This is a genomic window from Stenotrophomonas sp. SbOxS2 (assembly GCF_013416715.1).
Lineage (GTDB): Bacteria > Pseudomonadota > Gammaproteobacteria > Xanthomonadales > Xanthomonadaceae > Stenotrophomonas > Stenotrophomonas lactitubi.
In genome coordinates, this window is record NZ_JAAVXD010000004.1 from 104426 (window position 1) to 128410 (window position 23985).

Genomic DNA, 23985 nt, shown 5'->3' on the forward strand with positions numbered 1-23985 from the left:
CCCATGCTCGGCTGCCGTCAGGGACCCAAGCCGAGCATGGGCTCGGCTCTACAGCGGCCAGCCCGCGTGTTCAGGGCAGCTGCGTGCGCACCCGGGCGAAGCGGCGCAGGTCATGCAGGACGCCGCGCTTGTAGACGGCGCAGCGCTCCACGCCCTCTTCCTGGAAACCGTTCTTTTCCAGTACCCGGGCCGAGCCCAGGTTGAAGTCGACCACCGTGGCCTGCAGCCTGAACAGGCCAAGCTCGTCCATCACCCAGGGCGCGAACAGACCGACCACACCGGTCATCAGGCCCCGTCCCCAATGGGCCTGGCCGAGCCAGTAGCCCAGTTCAGCGGTATGCCCGCGCTCGGCCACACCCTGTTGGGCGCCCACGCTGCCGCAGGCCTGGCCGTCGATCTCGATGGCCAGGTTCAGGGTGCCGGGGGCCAGCACGCGCCCGCCCAGGAAGGCTTCGCCATCCTCGCGGGTGTACGGATACGGGAAGCGGTCACGCAGTCCACGCGAGACGTCCGCGTCGTTGGCGTGGCGCAGCAGCGACTCCAGGTCATCGCTGCGCCAGGGCCGCAGGAGGAAGCCTTCGCCCTGCAGAATGCGCGCCGGCTCAGGCATGACCACCGACCGACGGCGAGTCGGCCTCCTGCTTCTCCAGCTCGCGCTTCACCGCCTCTGGCGAGCGGGTATACGGGGCCAGCCGCGCGTAGAACGCTGGCACCACGAACAGCGACAGGAAGGTGGAGAGGGTGACACCGAAGATGATCACGATGCCGATGGTGCCACGGCTGGCCGAACCCGGGCCACCGGCCACCACCAGCGGGATGGCACCGACCACGGTGGCGATCGAGGTCATCAGGATCGGACGCAGGCGCACCATCGCCGATTCGATGATCGCTTCGCGCACGGTTCGCCCGTCATCGCGCAGCTGGTTGGCGAATTCGACGATCAGGATGCCGTTCTTGGCCGCCAGGCCCACCAGCATGACGATGCCGATCTGGCTGAACAGGTTCACCGTACCCCCACTCAGCCACAGGCCAACCAGCGCACCGAGCACACCCAGCGGCACGGTCAGCATGATCGTCAGCGGGTGGATGAAGCTCTCGAACTGTGCAGCCAGCACCAGATACACCACCAGCAGGGCCATGGCGAAGGTCAGCAGCACCGCGCCGCCCGCGCTCTGGTACTCGCGCGATTCGCCCTTCCAGTTCACCTGCGCGTACTGCGGCAGCTCTTCGCGGGTCACCTGCTGCGCCCAAGCGATGGCCTCGCCCAGCGGATAGCCCGGTGCGAGACCGGCGCTGATGGTGATCGAGCGCAGCCGGTTGAAGCGGTTCAAGGTACCCGCTTCGGCTACTTCGCTCAGCGTGACCAGGTTGGACAACGGCACCAGTTCGCCGGAGGTCGCACGCACGCGGATCGCGGCGAGGTCGGCCGGGCTGGCGCGGCCATCGCGGCCGGCCTGGACCAGCACGTCGTACTCCTCGCCGTTGTCGACGAAGGTGGTGACGCGGCGCGAGCCCATCATCGTTTCCAGTGCCGAACCGATCGCGGTGACCGGCACGCCGAGGTCGGCCGCACGCTGGCGGTCGATGTTCACCCGCATCTGCGGACGGGTTTCCTTGTAGTCCGAGTCCGGACCGACCAGGCCGGGGTTGTCGGCCATGCGCAGCAGGATGCGGTCGCGCCACTGCGCGATCTCGGCATATTCCGGGCCACCCAGCACGATCTGGAACGGCTGCCCGCCACTGCGCACCAGGCCGCCACCGACCTGGGTGCGTACGCGCACGCCACGGATGGTGTCCAGTTCCTTCTGCAGTTCGTTGGCTACTTCCGGCGTGCCTTCGCTGCGCTGGCGCCACGGCTGCAGGAACACGCTGACGCGGCCGGTGTGCATTTCCTCGCTTGCGCCGAAGCCGCCGGGCACGCGCGGGTTGGCGCGCACGATCGGCTTGTCCGCGCCCACATGCGGGGCCAGCAGCGCTTCGACCTGCTGCACCTGCTGCACGGTGTAGTCGTAGCCGGCGCCCTCCGGGCCATCGATCATGATCTGGAACGAACCTCGATCTTCGGCCGGGGCCAGTTCCGAGGGCAGAACTTTGATCAGCAGCCAGCTGGCCGCCAGCGCTGCGACCATCACCAGCAGATAGATCCACGTGCGATCGACATGATGATCGAGCACGCGACCGTAAGCGCCGGCCAGGCGTTCCAAATTGCGGTTGATGAAACCGTGCAGCCCGCGCGGTGCCTGCCCGGTATGCGGCTTGAGCAGCTTGGAGGCCATCATCGGAGTCAGCGTCAGCGCGACGAACGCGGACAGCGCGACCGCTGCGGCCAGGGCCACCGCCAGTTCACGGAACAGGCGCCCGGTGTTGCCTTCCAGGAAACCGACCGGCAGGAACACCGCCACCAGCACGGCGGTGGTGGCAATCACCGCGAACGCCACCTGTGCGGTACCGCGCTTGGACGCCACCAGCGGCGGTTCGCCGAGGTCGATGCGGCGCTGCACGTTCTCCACCACCACGATCGCGTCATCCACCACCAGGCCGATGCACAGCACCAGCGCCAGCAGGGTCAGCAGATTGATCGAGAAGTCGAACGCATACAGCGCGATGAACGCCGCCACCAGGCACACCGGCACCGTCACTGCGGGAATCAACGCCGCGCGGAAACTGCCGAGGAACAGCCAGATCACCGCCAGCACCAGGATCATCGCCTCCACCAGCGTGGCGTACACGCGGTCGACAGCGGCCTCGATGAAGGTGGTGTTGTCGAAGGCAACGAAGATCTGCGTGCCCTTGGGCAGGGTCAGCGCAACACGTTCGGCCTCGGCGCGCGCGGTGCGCGCCACGTCCAGCGAGTTGGCGGTGGAGGTCTTGACGATGCCCAGGCCGATGCCGGGCTCGCCGTTGCTGCGGTAGTAGGCGCGGCGCTCGGCCGAGGCCAGCTCGATCTTCGCCACATCGCCCATGCGCACCACGTAACCATCACTGCCCTTGCCCAGCGGGATGGTCGCGAAGTCTTCGGGCTTGATGTAGTTGCGCTCCACGCGCAGGGTGAAATCGCGGTCGGTGGATTCGATGCGGCCGGCCGGCAGTTCCACGTTCTCGTTGCGCAGCGCGGTTTCGATGTCGCCGGTGGTCAGGCCACGTGCGGCCAGCTGGTCGCGGTCCAGCCAGATGCGCATCGCATAGCGCTGGCGGCCACCGATACGGACCTGGGCCACGCCATCGAGGCTGGAGAAGCGGTCGACCACGTAGCGGTCGGCGTAGTCGCTCAGTTCCAGCGTGTCCATGGTCGAGGACACCATGTTGAACCAGATGATCGGATCGGCATCGCTCTCGACCTTGGCGATCTCCGGTGGCCGTGCCTCTTCGGGCATGCGGTCGGCCACGCGGCTGACCGCATCGCGCACGTCGTTGGCCGCCGCTTCGATGTCACGGTTGGAGGTGAATTCGATGCTGACCTGCGAACGGCCGTTGGTGCTGCGTGCGTTGATCGTATCGATGCCTTCGATGCCGGCCAGCGCATCTTCCAGCACCTGGGTGATCCGGCTCTCGATGACGGCTGCCGAGGCACCGGTGTAGTCCACCGACACCGAAACGATCGGCGGGTCGATGGCCGGCAGTTCGCGCAGTGTCAAGCGGGTGAAGGACATCACACCCAGCACCAGCAACAGCAGGCTCATCACCACGGCAAACACCGGCCGCTGGATGGAGACGTCAGACAGCTTCATCCGCCGTGACCCTCGGCAGCGACCGGTGCTTCAGCCGTCACCGGCTGCGCGCCACTGGCGGGCGCGGCGTCGGTGGCCGCCACCTTCAGGCCTGCACGCAGCTTGCCGGTGCCGTCCACCACGATGCGCTGGCCGGCCTGCAGGCCCTGCTTGATCTCGACCACGCCAGCGCGACGCGCGCCGGTGACCACGTCCACGCGTTCGACGGTGTCATCGGCCTTGATGCGGTACATGAAGCTATCGCGACCGACCTGCACCACGGCGATTTCCGGCACCACCAGTGCGGGTCGATCAGGATGGAACAGGCGCACGTCGAGCAGCATGCCCGGACGCAGTGCATGGTCGCTGTTGGCGAAGTCGGCCCGCACGGTCACCGCGCGGGTGGCCGGGTCGATGCGTGCATCGATGGTGCTGACTTCGCCGTCGAAGGTGCGGCCCGGCCAGGCCACGCTGGTGGCCTGCACCTTGTCGCCAATGGTCAGCGCGGCCAGCTCCACTTCCGGCACCTGGAAATCGATGTGCATGCGCTCGACGTCGTCGAGGGTGGCGATCACCGTGGTCGGCGTCAGCAGCGTGCCCGGGCTGATCTGGCGGATGCCGAGGACGCCGGCGAACGGCGCGCGCACACGACGATCACCGATGTCCGACTGCATCTGCGCCACGCGTGCTTCGGCGGCGTCGCGGATCGACTTCTGCGTATCCAGGGTAGCGCTGGACACCAACCGCTGTGCCGCCAGTTCGCGCTGGCGCTTGTACAACTGATCGGCTTCGCGGAAGGTCGCCTGCGCCTGCACCAATGCGGCTTCCTGGGCCTGCCCGCGCAGGGTCACCAAGGGCGCACCGGCGGCGACCTGCTGCCCACTTTCGAAATGCACGCGCTCGACGATCTCGCTCACCTTGGCGGTCACGCTGATCGACTCGCGCGCCTTGGCCGTACCCAGCGCCTGCAGCGTGTCGCTCCACTGCATCGCCTGCACGACCTGCGCGGTGACCGGCACGGCTTCGCCCTGCCGACGCGCGGCGGCCTCCTGTTTGCCTGCGCACCCGGCCAACACGGCCAGGCTGAGGCCAAGGGCCAGGGTCGAAGCGATACGAGCCAACATGAACAATCCTGAGTGATCCACGGCCGCCGAGTGTAGGCAAGGCCCCGCAAAAGCGATATGTGCCAAGCGTTTACCGGCGTGGAACGGGTACTGCGATAGCGCTGTGCGCCCATTCCATGCAAGGGTCCGCAGCACGGTGTCGGTGTATGTCGGGATGTATCCCGGCGCGCCATGAGCGGCGACGCCGTCGTAGAGTCGGGAGGCCCGGCCGAGGGCGCCGGGCGGGGTCGGAACCTGGCGGGGATCCGACCCCGTTTTCTTTGTTGCCCGGCGCATGGGTAGCGCCGGGCCATGCCCGGCGGATCAATACCGGTAGTTCACCTTCATCCACAGGCTGCGGCCGGGCTCGTTGATGCGTACCGGATCGGCCGGGAAGCCGAAATCGGCGCTGCCGGCCAGATTCAGATGCTCGCTGTAGGCGCGGTCGAACAGATTGTCGACACCGGCGCTGAGCTGCAGCTGCGAACTGAAACGATAGGCCGCATTGAGCGCCAGCGTGGCAAAGCCGCTGCTCGGCCCGAGGTCCTGCGCCACCACGTTGCCCTGCCCGTCCGCGACCCGATGCTGATGGGTGACCGCGCGCACCAGCGCGCCGGCACTCCAGCGCTGGCCTTCCCAGTCAGCGCTCAAGCGCGCTTCCAGCGGCGGCATCTGCGGCAACGGGCGATGCTGGTCGCGGTTCTCGCCCCAGGCATAGGCCAGGGTGCCACCCAGCTTCCACTGCGCGTCCAGCTGCAGCTGCACACCGGCCTCGGCACCGGCGATGCGCGCCTGCACGTTGTCGGCCTGGCTCATGCCCATCATGCCGCTGCCGCGGTAGGTGAACAGGATGTAGTCCTGGATCTGCCCCGCATAGGCGGAGACCCAGGCCTGCACGCGCGGGCCCTTGTATTGCAGGCCGACGTCGAGCTGGGTGGTGCGTTCGGGCTGGATGCCAGCGAACGCGTTCACCGCACCTGCCGGCCCATGATCGGGCGAGAACAGTTCCCAGTAGTCGGGCATGCGCTGGCTGTGGCCCAGCCCGGCATACCAGGTCAGGCCATCGGCGAGATCCTGTTCGTAGCGCAGGAACCCACTGCCCAGCCATTCCCTGCGGCGCTGGCCGGCGGTGGGATTGGGCATGGGCATCATCATGCCGCCGATGCCGGCGCGCTCATCGCGCACACTGGCGCGATCAACGCGCAGGCCGCCGATCCAGCGCTGGCCGGTGCCGGCGCCGAGGGTCAGTTCAGTGAACGCACCGTAGCGACGGAAATTGGCGTCGGTGCTCCAGCTTGCTTGTTTGTAGGTGTCGCGCCCCATGCCCATGCGGCCGCGATGTCGGCTGTCCTCGCCGTCGACGCCGGCCACCAGCTGCACGTCCTGCCAGCGCCATTCGGAGCTGATGCGCCCACCCTGCGTGCGGCGATCCACGTTCGACGCCATCGGCATCGGCATCATGCTGTGCGGGTTCGGTTCGCGCAGCGTGTAGTTGTCCATCACGTGGTCGGCTTCGTTGTAGTACACGTTGGCCTGCAGCGTGTCCCACGCCCCGGGCAGGTTGCGCTTCTCGAAGCGCGCGGCGTAGCTGGTGCGCTCGAACGCGGCACCGTCCATGCCGCGCCCGGCGTAGCGCGCGATCGCATCGCCGGCACCGGCGGATACTTCGAGCAGGGTATCGGCATCAGGCGTCCAGCCAACGGCTACGTCGCCATTCCACTTGCGCCATTTCGACGGAACCACATCGCCGTTGCCGTCCTTGTAGTCGTCGGCTTCGGAGCGATTGCCGCTGGCACGCACATAGCCCGTCGGATTGCCCAGGGTGAGGTCCAGCACCTGGTCGTTGCGGTTGCGCGAACCGACCAGCGTGCTGGCATCGGCACGCAGCCCCGGCTCGTCGAAACGCGGGGTATCACGCTCAAAACGCACGGTGCCCGCAGACGCACCCGCGCCCCAGCGCACGCTCTGCGGGCCCTTGATGATGGTCAGCCGGTCAAAGCTCTCCGGCGAGATGTAGGACAGCGGGTTGTCCATGCGCGAGGGACACGCACCAATCAGATTGCCATCGTTGCTGAGGATGTTCAGCCGCGAACCGAACATGCCACGCAGCACCGGGTCGCCGTTGGTGCCGCCATTGCGGATGGCGGAAAAGCCGGGAACCGTCTTCAGGTAATCGGCGCCATCGCTGGCCGGCACCGGCTGCCGCGGCAGGCGCGGATCGGTCACCCAGTGCAATGGCGAGGACGGTGCAGCGGCGGTGACCACCAGCGTATCCAGCGTCCGCGCTTCTTCAGCGGGCGCGGCATGGGCGAAGGGCGCGGCCAAGGCAACGCCAAGGGTAAACGGCAGGCGCGCTCGGGCGCCCGCGCCGGGGAAAGTCATTTTCATGGAAACAGCTCCAAGGTACGCACGCGCGCACGACGCCCTTGCAGGCATCGTGCGACGGATTCGATAGGGAAATCAGCGGACGGTGGAGATCAGCGGCGGGCCACGCGCGGCGTGTGCCGGCCAATGCAGCAGCGGCAGTCGCGGTGGTGACCATGGGAACACCAGCGTCGGCCGCCACAGCAGTGGCAGCAGCAGCACCAGCACTGCCAGCCACGGCAGCAGGCGCATGGCCAGCACGCAGTACTCGCAGGCCTCGCCATGCATGGCGTGCGGATCGGCGGGCGGGCTGGGCACAGCCGGATCTGCATCGTGGTGCGCGTGACCGGCCATAGCCATGTCGCGCATGTCATGGCTCATGGTCGTATGGTCCATGCCTGCCATGCCCGCATGATCCATCGGCTGCGCCTGCAGCGCGCGGCTGACCAGCGGCGCGAGCACCATCAGCAGCGTCGCGATGAAGGCGAGCTGGAGCAGGGTTCGATGCAGCTGGACGGTACGGATCACCGCGCTAGTTTAGAGGTGCCCCCCGGGGGCGCCGTGCGACGAACCGTCGCAGGAGGGGGGGGTATCGGCAGGGCTGCGCCCTGCACCCGCAGAGGCAACAGCAACGGCAACGGCCGAAGCAACAACAGAAGCTGGCTTCCTGTGGGATGGCGGGGTGGGTCCGGTTGCGGGGGACGCCGTAAATACGTCCCTGTAGGCTTGGCCGCGGCATCCATGCCGCGGACACCCCCGCAACCGGACCCACCCCGCCTTCGACAGATTTCCGCGATCTGTAGATCCACGCCATGCGTGGATGAATCTCTATCGAAATCGAATATTTCGACAATTGATCGAAAAGCATCCACGCATGGCGTGGATCTACCGTGTCGACCAAGGTCGACACCTACCAACAGCCGTCGGAATCTGTCAGAGGCGGGGCGGTGTCGGATTGCGGGGTGTCCGCGGCATGGATGCCGCGGCCAAGCCTACAGGGACGTACTTGCGGCGTCCCCGCACTCCGACACCGCCCCGCCACCCCACGGAATGCACGCTGTTGCTGTTGCTGTTGCTCCGGCCGGTAGCAGGTGCAGGGCGCAGCCCTGCTCGACCAACCCTCAGACTGTGATCGTCTGCGTCAACGATTCCCAGGTCGGCGGCACCGGCCAGGCCGCAGCCTGGTTGCCATCCAGCACCCGCCGCAGGTCGCGCGGATCGATCTGCGGGGCCAGCACATGCACCAGCTCCAGCGCGTAATCGCGCAGCACCCGGTCGCGCGGCAGCACCGCCCAGGCGATGCACTCGGTGATCGGCGCCGGCGCCGGCCATACCCGCAGGTCTTCATCGTTGGCGCTGATCGCCATCTCGGCCAGCAGCCCCACCCCCAGACCGGTGCGCACATAGGTCTTGATCAGGTCGGCGTCCAGCGCGGTCAGCGCCAGATCGGGTACCAGGTTCTGCGCGGCAAAGGCGCGCTGCAGGGAGGAGTTGGGTCGGGTCGAGGATTCATAGCTGATCAGCGGCTGGCGGGCCAATGCTGCCAGGTCCGGCACGCGCCCGGCGCGGTCCAGTGGATGGCCCTTGGGCACCACCACCAGCCGCCGCCAGCGGAACAGCGGCACGGCGATGCCGTCGCTGGGTTCGCTGCCGGCGGTACTGATGATCGCGATATCGGCATCGCCCTGGTTCAGCCGGTCCAGCGCATCGGCCTCACCGGCCTGCTGCAGGTGCACGCTGACCTGCGGATAAGCCTGCTTGATGCGCGCCACGGCTGGCGGCAGCACGAAGCGCGCCTGGGTGTGGGTGGTGGTCAGGATCAGCTGACCCTGGCTCTCGCGGCGCTGGTTGGCCGCGTAGGTGCGGATGTTGTTGGCTTCGGACAGCACGGCGCGGGCGCGGCTGATCACTTCGGTGCCGGCCGGGGTGACCGACTCCAGGCTGCGTCCCTTGCGCACGAACAGCAGGAAGCCCAGTTCGTCCTCAAGCTGCTTGAGCTGCTTGGACAGGCCGGGCTGGGTGGCATGCACCCGCGAGGCGGCGAGCGTGATGTTCAGCTCGGCGTCGGCGATGGCAACCAGGTAGCGCAGCTGGGTCAGCGTCATGGCAGGCGGGCGATGTGGGGGCGGAGGTCCACTCTAGGGTCAATTGCCGTCACCAGCTTATAACCAAAGGTTGTTTAAGAAAGGTATCTGGTCATTTCCGGGCGTCATATGCCGGCGCTACGGTCAGCCGGCAGCCGCTGGCCTGAACAGCCAGCCTTCTTCCCTTATGCCCGCCGAGCCCGGTGCGGCCTGTTCCTGGAGCGCTCCCATGGCCCTGTACGACTCCATCCTCGACACCATCGGCAACACCCCCATCGTCAAGCTGCAGCGCCTGGCGCCGCAGGGCGTGACCGTGTACGCCAAGGTTGAATCCTTCAACCCGGGCGGCTCGGTGAAGGATCGCCTGGCGCTGGCGATCATCCTCGATGCCGAACAGCGTGGCCTGCTCAAGCCCGGCGACACGATTGTCGAGGCCACCTCGGGCAACACCGGCGTCGCCTTGGCGATGGTGGCCGCCGCACGCGGCTACAAGTTCGTGGCGACGATGGTCGAGACCTTCTCGGTGGAGCGCCGCAAGCTGATGCGCGCCTACGGTGCGAAGGTCATCCTGACCCCGGCCGCCGAGCGCGGCAGCGGCATGGTGCGCAGGGCGCGCGAACTGGCCGAGGAGCACGGCTGGTTCCTGGCCAGCCAGTTCGCCAACCCGGCCAACCCGGCCTACCACCGCAACACCACCGCCGCGGAGATCCTGCGTGATTTCGCCGGCAAGCGCCTGGACTACTTCGTCAGCGGCTGGGGCACCGGCGGCACCCTGACCGGTGTCGGTGAAGTGCTGAAGGTCGCCCGCCCCGACACCCGCATCATCGCCACCGAACCGGCAGGCGCCGCCTTGCTGAAGGGCGATGACTGGAAGCCGCACAAGATCCAGGGCTGGACCCCGGACTTCGTGCCCGATGTGCTCAACCGCAATGTGGTGGACGAACTGGTGACGGTGGAAGATGATCGCGCGATCGCCACCGCCCGCCAGCTGGCCGCAGAGGAAGGCATCTTCGTTGGCATCTCCGCCGGTGCCACCGTGGCCAGCGCACTGGACGTGGCACATCGCGCTGAACCGGGCGCGGTGATCCTGGCGATGTTGCCGGACACCGGTGAACGCTACTTCTCCACGCCGCTGTTCGCCGACGTCAATGAAGGTTCCGACGACGACTGGCTGGCCGGTCTGCCCTGATCGCCGCGTTGTCGATGACAGCAGGATGACGCCCACCCTCGCGGTGGGCGTTTCCATTTGGGCAATCCTGACTGGGCCCTGCCGTTGCAAGCGGACCGTTTCCCCCGGAAATCAGAAGAAATTCAATTCGGAAACTTTCGTTTCGCCTGCATGCGGCGCTCGCTTCAGCCTGCGTGAAGGCGCTGCCGGCCATCGTGCATGAACAGCGCGGATCGCAGTGCGTGAGACGGTCATGACGCAGCATCGATGCCCTGTCCCGCAAGATGCGGGTGCAGCCAGCGTGGGCACGGCGCGCAACAACTACAGGCAGGAGACGGACGCATGAAGATCGAAGTGTGGCAGGGCGACATCACGGCCCTGGCGGTGGATGCGATCGTCAACGCGGCCAATGAATCACTGCTCGGTGGCGGCGGTGTCGACGGCGCGATCCATCGTGCGGCTGGCCCCGGCCTGCTGGCCGAGTGCGAGCGTCTGCCGGAGCTCCGCCCCGGCGTACGCTGCCCCACCGGTGAGGTGCGCGCAACCGATGCCCATGCACTTCCGGCACGGCACGTACTGCACACCGTCGGCCCGGTCTGGCACGACGGCCAGCGCGACGAGCCGGCACTGCTGGCGAACTGCTACTGGAAGTCGCTGCAGCTGGCCGAATCGCTGAATCTGCAGTCGATCGCGTTCCCGGCCATCAGCTGCGGGGTATATGGCTATCCGCTGTACCAGGCGGCGCAGATCGCGGTGACCGAAACACTGGCCTGGCAGCGCAGCCACGCCCAGCCGATGCGGATCGTGCTGGTGGCGTTCAACACAGCGACGGCCAAGGCCTACCAGCAGGCGCTGTCGGCCGCAGGCCAGGTCGCCGACAGTGGGCGCGGATCGCTGCTGCCGCCACTGGGCGATACCGGATTCGTGCCGGCGCATTGAAACAATGCAGGGCGTGGAAGAAAAAAAGGCCGGGCATTGCCCGGCCTTTTCGTTTGCATCCGTCGCGACAGCGTCAGTTCGTTACTTCGGCGGCAGCGTCGGCCGCCGCCGTAGCAGCCGCCGATGCCGCGGCCGAAGCGGCGCCGTCGACCTGCACACGCACTTCCACCATGCCCGCTTCGTCGCTCAGGCTGGACACGTCCACGGTGTAGTGGCCGGCCGGCAGCGATTCTTCCAGGCGCGCGTTGGTGCCATTGCCCCCATCGTCATCGGCCAGTTCCACGTCGCCGCCGACCACGCGCAGCACCGTATCCACCTCGCTGGACACCGCATCCAGGCGCACATTGGCCGGACGCGGCAGACTCAGCAGGAAGCGGCGGCGGCCTTCGCCATCAAGCATGGCGAACACGCTGCCGGACGTCGGCAGGGTGGTGCCATCGCGCATGACCATGTTGGCCGGCAACTCGGCGCGCTTGGCAGTCAGCGTGAAGGCGCCCGTAGCGTCTTCGCCGAGGCTGCGCACGCGCAGGGTGTACTTGCCCGGCTCCAGCGGCATGCGAAGCTGCGAATTGGTGCCATCGCCATCATCGTCGTTCTCCGCCTGCGCGCCGTTTCCGTCCAGCTTCAGCACGGTGTCGAACGCTTCCGATTCCAGGCGGATCTCGTACATGCCCGCTTTTTCCACCTGCAGGGTGTAATCCTGCGACTTGGAGACCAGCAGGTCGCCGATCTCGCCTTCGCCCACCATCGGCTTGCCGTCATACGGCACCAGCTTCTCGGCGCGCACGCGGTACGGGCCGAAGGCGGAGGGGCCGTCGGCGTTGATCGCCACCTGGTAGCTGCCAGCACCATTGGCTCGGAACGCCAGCGAAGCGTCGTTGCCGCGCTCATAGGCCGGGCTGCTGCTGGACACCAGGACGCCATTGTTGAACACGGCGATCGAGCCACGCAGCGCGCCGGTCAACTTGATGCCGACCAGTTGCTTGTCGTCCAGCTTCAGCTGGTACAGCTGATGGTGGCTGCCATCGTTGAAATTGACGCCGCTGCGCGAGGTGATTTCGCCGGATACCGGCTTGTCGAACTCCAGCGAGGGGGCCTTGCCCACGTCCGGGCTGCCACCCATCCGGTTGCAGCCGCCGACAGCCAGCACGGTGGCCACTGCCAGCGTGATTGCGGTGATACGCATGTTCTTTCTCCTTGGCCTTCCATGTATGCCCCACGCACTGGCCTGGCGTGCGGGAGGCGGCAACGATACCGGCAAAAGCAAACGCCGGCATGATGCCGGCGCTGCCCTGTTCAGTTCATGCTGCGGAACGGCGGATCAGCCGTTCCACTTGCCCAGCGCGGCCTGGCCGTTTTCCTTGGCGCGCTCGTAGACGGTCTTCTGTGCTGCGGCGTAGTTGCCCTTCATGTCCTTGCCCCACAGCTTCAAAGCCGCCTGCTGCATGGCGCGGCCATAGGAGAAGCTCAGCGGCCACGGCAGGTTGCCCATCTGGTTCATGGCGTTGAGGTGGGCGGTGGACTGCTCATCGCTCTGGCCACCGGACAGGAACACCACGCCCGGCAGGATCGCCGGCACGGTGCTCTTCAGGCACATCACGGTCGACTCGGCCACTTCCTCGACGTCGGCCTGCTCGTCGCAGCCCTTGCCGGAGATGACCATCGAGGCCTTCAGGATGGTGCCTTCCAGCAGCACGTTCTGCTGGTACAGCGCGTCGAACAGCGAGCGCAGGGTGGCTTCGGTGACTTCGTAGCAGGTCTCGATGTCGTGCTCGCCGTCCATGATCACTTCCGGCTCGACCATCGGCACCAGGCCGCATTCCTGGCACAGCGCGGCATAGCGGGCCAGCGCATGCGCGTTGGACTCGATGCAGGTGCCCGACGGAATGCTCTCGCCGATGTTGATGACCGCACGCCACTTGGCGAAGCGCGCGCCCAGCTTGTAGTACTCCTGCAGGCGCTCACGCAGGCCGTCGAGGCCTTCGGTGACCAGCTCGCCCGGGCAACCGGCCAGCGGGTGCGCACCCTTGTCCACCTTGATGCCCGGGATCATGCCGTGGTCGGTCATGTACTTGGCGAACGGCACGCCGTCCTTGGTCGACTGGCGGATGGTCTCGTCATACAGGATGGCGCCGGAAATGTGCTCGTTGAGCTTCGGCGTGGTCAGCAGCAGTTCGCGGTAGGCGCGACGGTTCTCTTCGGTGTTCTCGATGCCGACGCTGGCAAAGCGCTTGGCGATGGTACCGGTGGATTCGTCGATCGCGATGATGCCCTTGCCCGGGGCAACCATGGCCTGGGCGGTTTCAGCCAGCTGTTCGATGCTCATGTACTTCCTGTGGCGGGTGCGGGAAAAACGTAAGTATAGCCCCGCTACCCGTTGCCCCGACGTGGAGGCTCGGATGGAACCGGTTCCACTGTCTGAGCGGGACAGGAAATGTCCTGCCGCATAGGGTCAGAGCCCCTTCGGGGATCTGACCCCGGGTCGGATCCGCGCAGCGGCTCCGACCCGACGCGATACGTCTTACAGGTCGCCGAGACCGCTGGCGCGGCCGTCGTCGCCCACTTCCAGCAGGCGCAGGGTATTGGTCGCGCCGTGGGTTTCCATGTGCTCACCGCTGGTGAACACCACACGGTCGCCGGCCTGCAGCATGCCGCCTTCCACCAGCAGGCGGATGCTGCCGCGTGCGGCTTCGCGCGGGGTAAAGCCACGGCTGTCGAAGTTGATCGGGAACACATCGCGCATCAGCGCCATCTGCCGGCGGGCGCCGTCGTGGCGGGTCACCGCGAACACCGGTGCCGAGGCACGGAAGCGCGACAGGTAGCGGGCGGTACCACCGGATTCGGTCATCGCCACGATCGCGCGCACGCCCACGTGCTGGGACAGGAACATGGTGGCCATGGCAATGGCCTGGTCGGCACGTTCCAGGTTGCGCGGCGAGGCGCCGAAGTCGGTCTCGGTCTGGAACTGGCGCTCGGCGCCCAGGCAGATGCGCGCCATCGCTTCGACCGCCTTGACCGGATACGCACCGGCGGCGGTTTCGGCCGACAGCATCACCGCATCGGTACCGTCGATGACCGAGTTGGCCACGTCCAGCACTTCGGCGCGGGTCGGGATCGGGCTTTCGACCATCGACTGCAGCATCTGCGTGGCGGTGATCACCACCTTGTTCTGCGCCAGCGAGGCCTTGATGATCTTCTTCTGCAGGCCCGGCAGCTCGGCATCGCCGATTTCCACGCCCAGGTCACCACGCGCCACCATCACCACGTCACTGGCGTCGACGATCTCTTCCAGGTTCTCGATGGCTTCGGTGCGCTCGATCTTTGATACCAGCGCGGCGTAGCAGCCGTGCGATTCGGCGATCTCGCGCGCATCGTTCATGTCCTGCGCATTGCGGCAGAACGACACGGCGATGAAGTCCACGCCGATCTTGGCGACGATGCCGATCAGCTCCTTGTCGCGCTCGGTCAGCGCGCCCAGCGACAGGCCACCGCCCTGCTTGTTCAGGCCCTTGCGATCGGACAACGGACCGTCATTGAGCACGGTGTTGATGATGCGCTCGCCCTGCACTTCCACCACCTGCAGCTGCATCAGGCCATCGTCGAGCAGCAGCACGTCACCGGCGGTCACGTCCTGCGGCAGGCCGAGGTAGCTCACGCCCACCTGGGTCGCGTCGCCGGGGCCGGCATTGGTGCTGGCGATCAGGTCGAAACGGTCGCCCGCCTTGAGATGCACCTTGCCTTCGGCGAAGCGCTCGATGCGGATCTTCGGGCCCGGCAGGTCGGCCAGGATGCCCACTTCCACGCCCACACGCTGCGCGGCGGCGCGCACATCGGCGGCACGCTTGGCCTGGCCGGACGGGTCACCGTGGCTGAAGTTGAGGCGCACCACGTTGACGCCGGCGCGGAACAGATCCTCCAGCACGCCCGGCGGATCGGTAGCCGGACCGAGGGTGGCAAGGATCTTGGTGCGACGCTGACGCTCGAACATGATGGATGGGCCTCTCCCGTTAAAGGACGGAAATTAGCACATCCTTCACGTCCCATGTATACGGTTACAGCCTTGTGCTGTCTGACTCTGCGGGACATCGCACGGACATGTTCCGGACATACGCCGGTCGATGGCAGCGGAAACGCCGCCGGGCAAGGCCCGGCGCGCGCCTCGTCTGCTTCAGGCCAGCAATGCCAGCAGCTGCGCCGGATCACGGGCCAGCTGCCCTGCACCGGCCTCGGTCAGCTCCTGCTCGCCACCAAAGCCCCACAGCACGCCCACGCTGCGCAGGCCGTGGTGTCGGGCGCCTTCGATGTCCATGCGGCGGTCGCCGATCATCCAGCAGCGTTCCGGCGCCAGCTGCAGGCGATGCAGCGCTTCGCCCACCAGCTGCGGCTTGCTGCTGCGCGAACCATCCGGCGTTGAACCGATCACGTCCTCGAACAGCTCGCCGAACGGCAGATGCTCGACGATGCGGCGGGCATGCGGCTCGTTCTTTGCAGTGACCACCGCAAGACGATGGCCGCGTTCGTGCAGTGCGCGCACCACCGCTTCGATGTCCGGATAGATCGTGTGCTCGCGCCAGCCTTCCACGTCGAAGCGCTCGCGATAGAAGGCCACGGCCTGCTCGACCCGTTCGGCATCCCCGAACAGCGGCGCGAACGTGGTGCGCAGCGACGGACCGATCCAGCCCAGCAGCGTTTCCTGCGACGGCACCGGATGGTCCATCTTCTGCAGCGCATAGGCGATGCAGGTGGTGATGCCCACTTCCGAATCGATCAGCGTACCGTCCATGTCGAAGAAGAGCGTTGCACGCTCTTCTCCGTCCACCCGCAGGTCGACGCTCATGCGCCGCGCGCGGCCAGGGCGGCGACGGCCGGCAGGGTCTTGCCTTCCAGGAATTCCAGGAATGCGCCGCCACCGGTGGAGATGTAGCTGACCTGCTGGGCGATATCGAACTTGTCGACCGCGGCCAGGGTATCGCCACCACCGGCGATGGAGAACGCCGGCGAACTGGCGATGGCGCGGGCCAGCGCTTCGGTGCCCTTGCTGAAGGCTTCGAACTCGAACACGCCGACCGGACCGTTCCAGACCACGGTGCCGGCCTTCTGGATCAGCTGCGCGTACTGCGCGGCGGTCTGCGGGCCGATGTCCAGGATCAGATCATCTTCGGCCACCGCATCGACGGCCTTCACTTCGGCAACCGCGTCGGGCAGGAACTGCTTGGCGGTGACCACGTCCACCGGCAGCGGGATGTCCGCACCGCGCGCCTTGGCGTCGGCCACGATCTTCTTCGCGGTATCCAGCAGGTCAGGCTCGTACAGCGACTTGCCGACCTTGTAGCCGGCCGCCGCGATGAAGGTGTTGGCGATGCCGCCACCGACGATCAGCTGGTCGACCTTGCCGACCAGGTTGGCCAGCAGTTCCAGCTTGGTGCTGACCTTGCTGCCGGCGACGATGGCCAGCAGCGGCTTGGCCGGCGCATCCAGGGCCTTGGCCAGCGCATCCAGCTCGGCCATCAGCAGCGGACCACCGGCCGCGACCGGGGCGAAACGGATCACGCCATGGGTGGACGCCTGCGCGCGGTGCGCGGTACCGAACGCATCCATCACGAACACATCGCAGAGGGCGGCGTACTTCTTCGACAGGGCCTCATCATCCTTGCCCTCGCCAACGTTCATGCGGCAGTTTTCCAGCAGCACCAGCTGGCCCGGCTGCACGTCGACGCCGTCGACCCAGTCACGCACCAGCGGCACTTCGCGGCCCAGCAGCGCCGACAGGCGCTGCGCAACCGGCGCCAGCGAATCGGCTTCGCTCCACACGCCTTCCTTCGGGCGGCCCAGGTGCGAGGTGACCATCACCGCCGCGCCCTGCTCCAGCGCGCGCTTGAGCGTCGGCAGGGAAGCGGTGATGCGCTGTTCGGAGGTGATGCGGCCATTCTCGATCGGCACGTTCAGATCCTGGCGGATCAGCACGCGCTTGCCGGAGAGGTCGAGGTCGGTCATGCGGACGATGGACATGGGCAACTCTTTGGCTCTGGAGATGGGATGCCGGTTTGCGGCAGACGGTCATTGTATCGGGTGCGGCTGGCGGCCGCGCCGCTGCCTGCGGCAGGCTTCGAAGCAACGGCAACAGCAACGGCAACGGCAACAGCAACGGCCGAAGCACTGGCGCTTCGTGGTGCTGTGGGTGGGCCGGGGCGGTGTGGGCCCGCGGGGGACGCCGTGAATCCATCCCTGGAGGCTCGGGCGCGCCATCCATGGCGCTTACGCCCCCGCGAGCCCACACCACCCCGGCCTCGACAGGTTCATGAGGCGGAGCGGACGGCGAAAGCAAAGGCGGTTTCTGGTGTCGGAGGAAGGAAGAAGGGGTCGAGCGAAGCGACCCGCTTCGCTCTTGCTCTTCTTTTTCTCTTCCGTGGGTAGACGCACACGGAAATTGTCAGAGGCCGGGCGGGTGGGCTGGGCAGGGGTGTCAGCCGCATGGATGCGGCTGCCAAGCCTACAGGGACGTACTTGCGGCGTCCCCTGCCCAGCCCACCCGCCCGGCCAAGCACGGCTTCTGCTCCATGCGACCAACCGACCACCCACGAGGGGCTGCGCCGTTCGCTGCAAACTACGCCGACGGCGACGGCTTCTGCTTCAGCAGGCTCAACGCCAGTCCACCGACAACCAGCACACCCAACCCCAGCAACGCCCACAGCAGCCACGCCTTCCAGTCGCGCTGCGGCTTCAGCGCCGCATCACCGGCCAGCGTCTCCGGACTGCCTTCCAAGCGTGCCAGCGTCGGTTGCCACGACGGATCGTTGCGCTGGCGCAGTTCCTCGATCAGCACCGTGATCGGTGCCTCCGCGCGGCGCGCGGTGGTACTGCCCAAGGCCAGCGCGTAGGGCGCCGCGCCCTGGCTGAGGAACACCATCACTTCCGGTTGATAGCCCAGGCGCAGGGTCGGCGCGCTGGTGGTCTCCACCGGGCTCGCTACCAGCTTCCAGTAACGGTCGCGGTACATGCCGCCCAACGGCTGTGCCGCCGATTGCTGGCGCTGGCCCGGTGCGCCCTGCTGCAGCTGATAGGCAATCCAGGGCGCGCTGCGGCGCTGCCATTCGGCGGCAGCGTCATCGCGACTGAACAGGGTCCACTGCACCAGGCTGTTGTCGGTGCTGGCCACATCGGCGCGGGTCACCGGGAAGCGACCATCCAGTTCAAAGGTGAATTCACCCTTGCCCTGCGCGGTCGGTTCCAGCGACAGCCACTCCCACGGCACCGTTGCCGGCGCCGGCGGCAGTTCCGCCAGGACGCTGCGCAGTTCCGGCAGGCGCGCCTCGCCCTGCGGCAGGATCCGCAGGTAGCGCACGTTGCTGTCGACCTGCAGGCGGCGCTGCAGCAGGCGCTTGCCCGCGCGCTGCAGGTCCACCAGGGGGACATCGCGGGCGATCGACTGCCAGTGCTGCAGATCGTCGCTGGCATCAAGCTGCACCTGCGCCTGCAGCGGCTGGCCACTTTCGGCCCAGTCCAGCACCAGTGCCGCCAGCGGTTGCTGGCCGAGCACGCTGGCATCGATCAACCAACCACCCTGCCCGTTCGCTACCGCACCACCACCAAGGCGAGCTTCGACCCGGCGCACACGGCCGTCGGTATCGCGCTCGGTCAGCAGCTGCAGGTCGTTGCGCTGGGCCTCGGCCAGCGGGGGCAGCGCGAACCACGGCAGCTCGCGCTGCACCGGCGGCTGCGCCAATGGCTGGTCCGGCGCCAGCAGCGCCGACGGCAACGCCTGGCCGGCGGCGTTGAACACCTGCAGGTCGCCCAGATCGGCTGTGCCTGCACGGCGATAGATCGCCGGCTCCAGCACCACGCGGTAGGCACCGGACTGCGCGCTGGACAGGCTCAGCGGCCATTGTTCGGCGTACTGCGCGCGGTAGTCCGTGGCCTGTGCAGCAACTGCACCGGCCACCCCGAACAACACCGGCAGCAAGGCTCGGCTCCACTTCCTCATTGGTTTTCCTCCACGGTTGGCGGCGCGCTCGGCGGCGCGGGCGCCAGGTAACCCACCACGGTGCACAGCAGGCCGTAGGCGATGAACGATGCGATTCCCAGCAGGTTGCCCAGGTGCTGGCGATCGATCAGCACCAGCTTGGCCAGCACCACGGCCATCAACACGGCACCGACCATCCACAGCACACGCTGGCCGCGACGCGAGCCCCACACCCAGGCGATCACGCCGAGCACGCTCCACAACACGGTCAGGCTGGTCTGGGCCAGGCTGAAGCGGGCCATTGTCGGATCCCAGGCCACCCCGCCCCAATGATGCACGCCATGCAGCACGGTGCTGGTCAACGCGATGAAACCGGCCACGGCCAGCACCGGCACACGCAACCGCTGCAGCGGCGCCGGTCCCTGCGCGTCATACAGCCAGCGTGCGATCAGCAACAGGCTGACCCACTGCGCCAGTTCGGCAGGATTGAGCAGCGGCAACCACGGCAACGGCGTGGCGTCGCCCGCCAGGGTCAGGCCGAACAACCAGGCCAACGCCAGCACCGAGAAAATCACGCTCTGCAGTGGCAGGCGCACCGGATCAAACGCAGCACCCAGCGGCCAGCGCAGCACGTTCCAGCGCCACAGCGACAGCGCCGCCAGCAGCAACCACGGCAGGGTCACCAGCAACGCGGTCCAGCCCTGCGCCAGGCGCGCGTCGCCGCCGCCCCACAGGGCCAGCAGCGAAAGCAGCGATGGCCACAGCAGCCACCACAGGAACTGGGCGATACGGGCCACGCCACCACTGCCCTGACGCAGGCACAGCAGGCTGCGCACGCCGAGCACGGCGAACACTGCCCATGCCAGCGCGCCATAGCCGGCAAACGGCTGCTGGTGCGCGTCGCTTTGCAGCAGCGCCAACGGGAAGCCCGCTGCCAGCATCACCAGCGCGGTTACGCCCAGCGCACGTGCCGGCATGCGGCGCTGTACTTCCGACGCCAACCAGGCGGTGACGGCGGCCAGCACCAGCACGGCATCGGCCTGCGTCGAATGCTGGAAGAAGCGGCCGATTTCATGCACCAGACCACCCAACCACCACAGCAGGCCCCACAGGTAATACGCCAGGGCGATGTCATGGCGCTGCCTGCGCTGATAGCTCCACGCCGCCGCGAAACCTGCCACGGCCAGCAGCAGCGCGCCGATCGCGGTCGGGTTGAGCAGGAAGCGCTGGTCCTGGTGCCAATGGTCGGCACCCACCACGAACGCGAATGCGGCGGCGAGCTGCAGCAGCGCACCGGTCACCTGCGGCAACCAGCGCTTCTGGCGCAACCCCAGCCACGCCAGGCCGGCACCTTCCAGCGCGAACACCGCGCCGGTGGCCCGCGCCGAGAATGCCAACGGCACCGCCAGCGTCGCAAAGCCCACGGCCAGTACCGCATGCGACTGCGCCAGCACCGTATACGACGCGCGTGCGATCAGAGCGCGGGCCAGCAATGCGTAGATCGCGGCCAGGCCCAGCGCACACAGGGCCAGCGTCATCGGCTGTTCGTGCAGCATGCCGGCCTGCAGCGAGAAGGCGATCAGCGGCGTGCCGAACACCAGGCTGCCATCAACCAGATCGCGACGCCCGGCCGGCTGCCGGCGCGCATACAACAGCGGAATCAGCAGGTAGAAGGCGAAGAACAGCAGCAGGAACGGTTCGGTGCTGGCGAACTTGGCCGCGTCGTACTGCAGCACGCCCCAGAACGTGCCGATGCCGAAGGTGAACGCGAAACCGAGCAGGTTCAGCACACGCCACGGGCGATACCAGGCGATGGCGAAAATACCCGCGTTGAGCACAGCGTAGTAGCTGAACAGCCCGACGTGGTTACCACTGCCGGTGGACAGCCACAGCGGCGCCATGAAGCCCGCCAGGATGCCCAGCACCGCCAACGTGCGCGAGTTCTGCACCACCGCCAGCACGCACAGCCCCGCCACCAGGGCGATCGAGCTGGCAAAAGCGAAACCGGGCGCGAGCAGATCGAAACGCTTGAAGGCGGCGAAGATGGTCAACAGCAGCACGCCGATGGCGCCCCCCTGCAAGGCCAGCGCGAACATCCGCCGGCGCTCGCGCTGGTGCCAGCCGAAGGCCAGCAGGCCCAGCGCACCGACGGTGATGCCCGCCAGCCGCAGTTCGACCGGCACCACCAGCCAGCCCTGGTCGCTGACGTACTTGAGCAGCGCGGCGACACCGGCCAGCAGCACCAGCATGCCGATCTTCACCGGCACGTTGCCTTGGGTGAACCAGTGTTTGACCGCACCGATCGCGCGCTCGACCAGGTTCGGCAGGGCCGGTTCTGCCGGCAGCGGCGGCACTGTGGGCTCCGGTGGCAACGGCGGTGGCGGCATTGGGCGCGCGGGCTGGGCCGGCGGCGGCAGCTCTTCGCGGGCGGCGACCGGCGCAGATGCAGGGGTTGCCGTGGGCCGCAGGAACGAGGGCTCGCTGCTGGGCTCGTGTATTGCCGCAGGCGCGCGCGGCGGCTCGGCTACGGCCGAGGGCGCACGGCCTACCGTCCCTGCCGGAGTGGGCGCGACCTGCACGGTCTGTGCGGCCTCCAGCGCGGCGACCCGCCGGCGCAGGCCGGCAATCATCACCAGCGCCACCACCAGCAGCAGCGGTATCGCCAGCAGGACCAGTACTGCCAGGACCAAGAGTGCTTCCATTCCTCGCCTTCCAATGCGATCCCGCGCCACGATGGCGGCGGTCGACGGGCCCATGCTACGTCAGGCCGGGCCTCTTAAACGACGAACCCCGGCCAGGCCGGGGTTCGCGTGACGATCTTCGCAGGCCTTACTTGGCTGCGACGACCTTGGCCATTTCCAGGCACTTGTTGGAGTAGCCCCACTCGTTGTCGTACCACGACACGAGCTTGACGAAGGTGCCGTCCAGGGCGATGCCGGCGTCGGCATCGAACACCGAGGTGTGGGTTTCACCGCGGAAATCGGTGGCAACCACCTTGTCCTCGGTGTAGCCCAGGATGCCCTTCAGCGCGCCTTCGCTCTGTGCCTTCACTTCGGCGCAGATCTCGGCGTAGGTGGCTTCCTTTTCCAGCTCGACGGTCAGGTCGACCACCGACACGTCCGAGGTCGGCACGCGGAAGCTCATGCCGGTCAGCTTCTTGTTCAGTTCCGGAATGACCACGCCGACAGCCTTGGCTGCACCAGTGGAGGACGGAATGATGTTCTCCAGGATGCCGCGGCCGCCGCGCCAGTCCTTGTTGGACGGGCCATCGACGGTTTTCTGGGTGGCGGTGGCCGCATGCACGGTGGTCATCAGGCCGCGCTTGATGCCCCACTTGTCATTGATGACCTTGGCCAGCGGCGCCAGGCAGTTGGTGGTGCACGAGGCGTTGGAGATGATCGCCTGGCCGGCGTAGGTCTTGTCGTTCACGCCGAACACGAACATCGGCGTGTCGTCCTTCGACGGTGCCGACAGGATGACCTTCTTGGCACCGGCATCGATGTGCTTCTGCGCGCTGACCTTGTCCAGGAACAGGCCGGTGGCTTCGAGCACGACGTCGACGCCGACTTCGTCCCACTTCAGGTTGGACGGATCGCGTTCCTGGGTCAGGCGGATCTTCTTGCCGTTGACCAGCAGATCCTTGCCATCGACGGCTACGTCGGCCTTGAAACGGCCGTGCACGGAGTCGTACTTGAGCATGTAGGCCAGGTAATCCGGCTCCAGCAGATCGTTGATGGCCACGATTTCGATGTCGTCGCCGAAGTTCAGCACCGCCGAGCGCAGGACGTTACGCCCGATGCGACCGAAACCGTTGATACCAACCTTGATTGCCATGTTCTCAAGCTCCTGCAGCCGCGACAGGTGCGGCGGGGTGGATAGGGCCCACAAGTCTAGCAGGCCGGCCTTGACCACCGCCGGCCAAGGTCGGCCCCGGGACGGGGGCCGGACAGGATTTGATCCGGATCAAAGCGTTAGCGCGGCGTGAGGCCGAGACTGGCCACATCCACCCAGCAACGAGATCACCCCCATGCGCAAGACCTCCCCCCTGATCGTGGCCAGCCTGGCCGCCGCCCTGTCGCTGGCCGCCGCCCCGGCCATGGCCCAGTCCAAGGGCGACTGGACCCTTTCCGCCGGCGTGCACCAGGTCGCCCCGAAGTCGAACAACGGCTGGCTGGCCGGCGGCACCCTGAAGGTCGACGTCGACAACGACGTCAAGCCGACCATCACCGGTGAGTATTTCATCGCCGACAACCTGGGCATCGAAGTGCTGGCGGCGCTGCCGTTCAAGCACGACATCAACATCAACGGCCTGGGCCGCGTGGGCAGCACCAAGCAGCTGCCGCCGGTGATCACCCTGCAGTACCACTTCAACAGCAAGGGCAAGGTGTCGCCGTTCGTCGGCGCCGGCCTGAACTACACCACCTTCTTCAGCGAAGACACCACCGGTGCGCTGGCCAGCAGCAAGCTGAAGCTGCAGGATTCGTGGGGCCTGGCCGCCCATGCGGGCATCGACTTCGCGATTGGCGAGAAGGGCGCCCTGCGCGTGGACATGCGCTGGATCGACATCGACAGCAAGGTGAAGCTGGATGGCGAGAAGATCGGCACGGTCAACATCGATCCGCTGGTCTACGGCGCGTCCTACGTCTTCAAGTTCTAAGGG

The 23985-nt window shown here is 67.2% G+C and carries 17 protein-coding genes; 3 read left to right on the forward strand and 14 right to left on the reverse strand.

What is annotated here, in order from left to right; translation table 11 throughout:
- Positions 1 to 70: 70 nt before the first annotated feature.
- The 6 genes from HFK18_RS08475 to HFK18_RS08500 form a co-directional block, all read right to left on the reverse strand.
- Positions 71 to 610 (reverse strand): GNAT family protein, encoded by a 540-nt coding sequence (locus tag HFK18_RS08475; protein ID WP_180165763.1) that lies wholly within the window; start codon positions 608 to 610, stop codon positions 71 to 73.
- On the reverse strand, positions 603 to 3728 hold the full coding sequence (locus tag HFK18_RS08480; protein WP_180165765.1) for an efflux RND transporter permease subunit: 3126 nt from the start codon (positions 3726 to 3728) through the stop codon (positions 603 to 605). Before HFK18_RS08480 ends, HFK18_RS08475 begins: the two co-directional genes overlap by 8 nt.
- A complete protein-coding gene (locus tag HFK18_RS08485) occupies positions 3725 to 4831 on the reverse strand; it encodes an efflux RND transporter periplasmic adaptor subunit (RefSeq protein ID WP_180165767.1) in 1107 nt (368 codons plus the stop codon). The genes HFK18_RS08480 and HFK18_RS08485 overlap by 4 nt, the downstream gene beginning before the upstream one ends.
- A gap of 303 nt (positions 4832 to 5134) precedes the next feature.
- On the reverse strand, positions 5135 to 7198 hold the full coding sequence (locus HFK18_RS08490; RefSeq protein ID WP_180165769.1) for a TonB-dependent copper receptor: 2064 nt from the start codon (positions 7196 to 7198) through the stop codon (positions 5135 to 5137).
- Positions 7199 to 7270: 72 nt separating this feature from the next.
- A complete protein-coding gene (locus HFK18_RS08495) occupies positions 7271 to 7699 on the reverse strand; it encodes a DUF2946 family protein (protein WP_180166058.1) in 429 nt (142 codons plus the stop codon).
- Positions 7700 to 8295: 596 nt separating this feature from the next.
- Positions 8296 to 9279, reverse strand: coding sequence for a LysR family transcriptional regulator (locus tag HFK18_RS08500; RefSeq protein ID WP_180165771.1), 984 nt, complete (start codon positions 9277 to 9279; stop codon positions 8296 to 8298).
- A 208-nt stretch (positions 9280 to 9487) separates the two neighbouring features.
- Between HFK18_RS08500 and cysK the strand changes: the two genes are divergently transcribed.
- Positions 9488 to 10447 (forward strand): cysteine synthase A, encoded by a 960-nt coding sequence (gene cysK / locus HFK18_RS08505; RefSeq protein ID WP_100553421.1) that lies wholly within the window; start codon positions 9488 to 9490, stop codon positions 10445 to 10447.
- A 321-nt stretch (positions 10448 to 10768) separates the two neighbouring features.
- Entirely contained in the window at positions 10769 to 11365 is a 597-nt protein-coding gene (locus HFK18_RS08510) for an O-acetyl-ADP-ribose deacetylase (protein WP_100460196.1), read from the forward strand.
- Between the two features lie 73 nt (positions 11366 to 11438).
- Here the strand turns inward: HFK18_RS08510 and HFK18_RS08515 are convergent, their stop codons facing one another.
- The 8 genes from HFK18_RS08515 to gap form a co-directional block, all read right to left on the reverse strand.
- Entirely contained in the window at positions 11439 to 12551 is a 1113-nt protein-coding gene (locus tag HFK18_RS08515; RefSeq protein WP_180165773.1) for an ABC transporter substrate-binding protein, read from the reverse strand.
- Positions 12552 to 12686: 135 nt separating this feature from the next.
- Complete coding sequence (locus tag HFK18_RS08520; protein WP_099820850.1) at positions 12687 to 13691, reverse strand: class I fructose-bisphosphate aldolase; 1005 nt, start codon at positions 13689 to 13691, stop codon at positions 12687 to 12689.
- A 195-nt stretch (positions 13692 to 13886) separates the two neighbouring features.
- Positions 13887 to 15353, reverse strand: a complete 1467-nt coding sequence (gene pyk, locus HFK18_RS08525; protein ID WP_089236630.1) for a pyruvate kinase — start codon at positions 15351 to 15353, stop codon at positions 13887 to 13889.
- A gap of 180 nt (positions 15354 to 15533) precedes the next feature.
- A complete protein-coding gene (locus tag HFK18_RS08530) occupies positions 15534 to 16202 on the reverse strand; it encodes an HAD hydrolase-like protein (protein WP_100460199.1) in 669 nt (222 codons plus the stop codon).
- Positions 16199 to 17374, reverse strand: coding sequence for a phosphoglycerate kinase (locus HFK18_RS08535; protein ID WP_180165775.1), 1176 nt, complete (start codon positions 17372 to 17374; stop codon positions 16199 to 16201). Before HFK18_RS08535 ends, HFK18_RS08530 begins: the two co-directional genes overlap by 4 nt.
- Before the next feature lie 595 nt (positions 17375 to 17969).
- Positions 17970 to 19346 (reverse strand): DUF3999 domain-containing protein, encoded by a 1377-nt coding sequence (locus HFK18_RS08540; RefSeq protein WP_180165777.1) that lies wholly within the window; start codon positions 19344 to 19346, stop codon positions 17970 to 17972.
- A complete protein-coding gene (locus HFK18_RS08545; RefSeq protein ID WP_180165779.1) occupies positions 19343 to 22027 on the reverse strand; it encodes a DUF2339 domain-containing protein in 2685 nt (894 codons plus the stop codon). Before HFK18_RS08545 ends, HFK18_RS08540 begins: the two co-directional genes overlap by 4 nt.
- Before the next feature lie 127 nt (positions 22028 to 22154).
- Positions 22155 to 23159: a type I glyceraldehyde-3-phosphate dehydrogenase gene (gene gap / locus HFK18_RS08550; protein WP_025874252.1), complete on the reverse strand. Its 1005-nt coding sequence runs from the start codon at positions 23157 to 23159 to the stop codon at positions 22155 to 22157.
- Positions 23160 to 23352: 193 nt separating this feature from the next.
- Here gap and HFK18_RS08555 point away from each other — a divergent pair, with 193 nt between their 5' ends.
- On the forward strand, positions 23353 to 23982 hold the full coding sequence (locus HFK18_RS08555; RefSeq protein WP_180165781.1) for an OmpW family outer membrane protein: 630 nt from the start codon (positions 23353 to 23355) through the stop codon (positions 23980 to 23982).
- Positions 23983 to 23985: the final 3 nt, after the last annotated feature.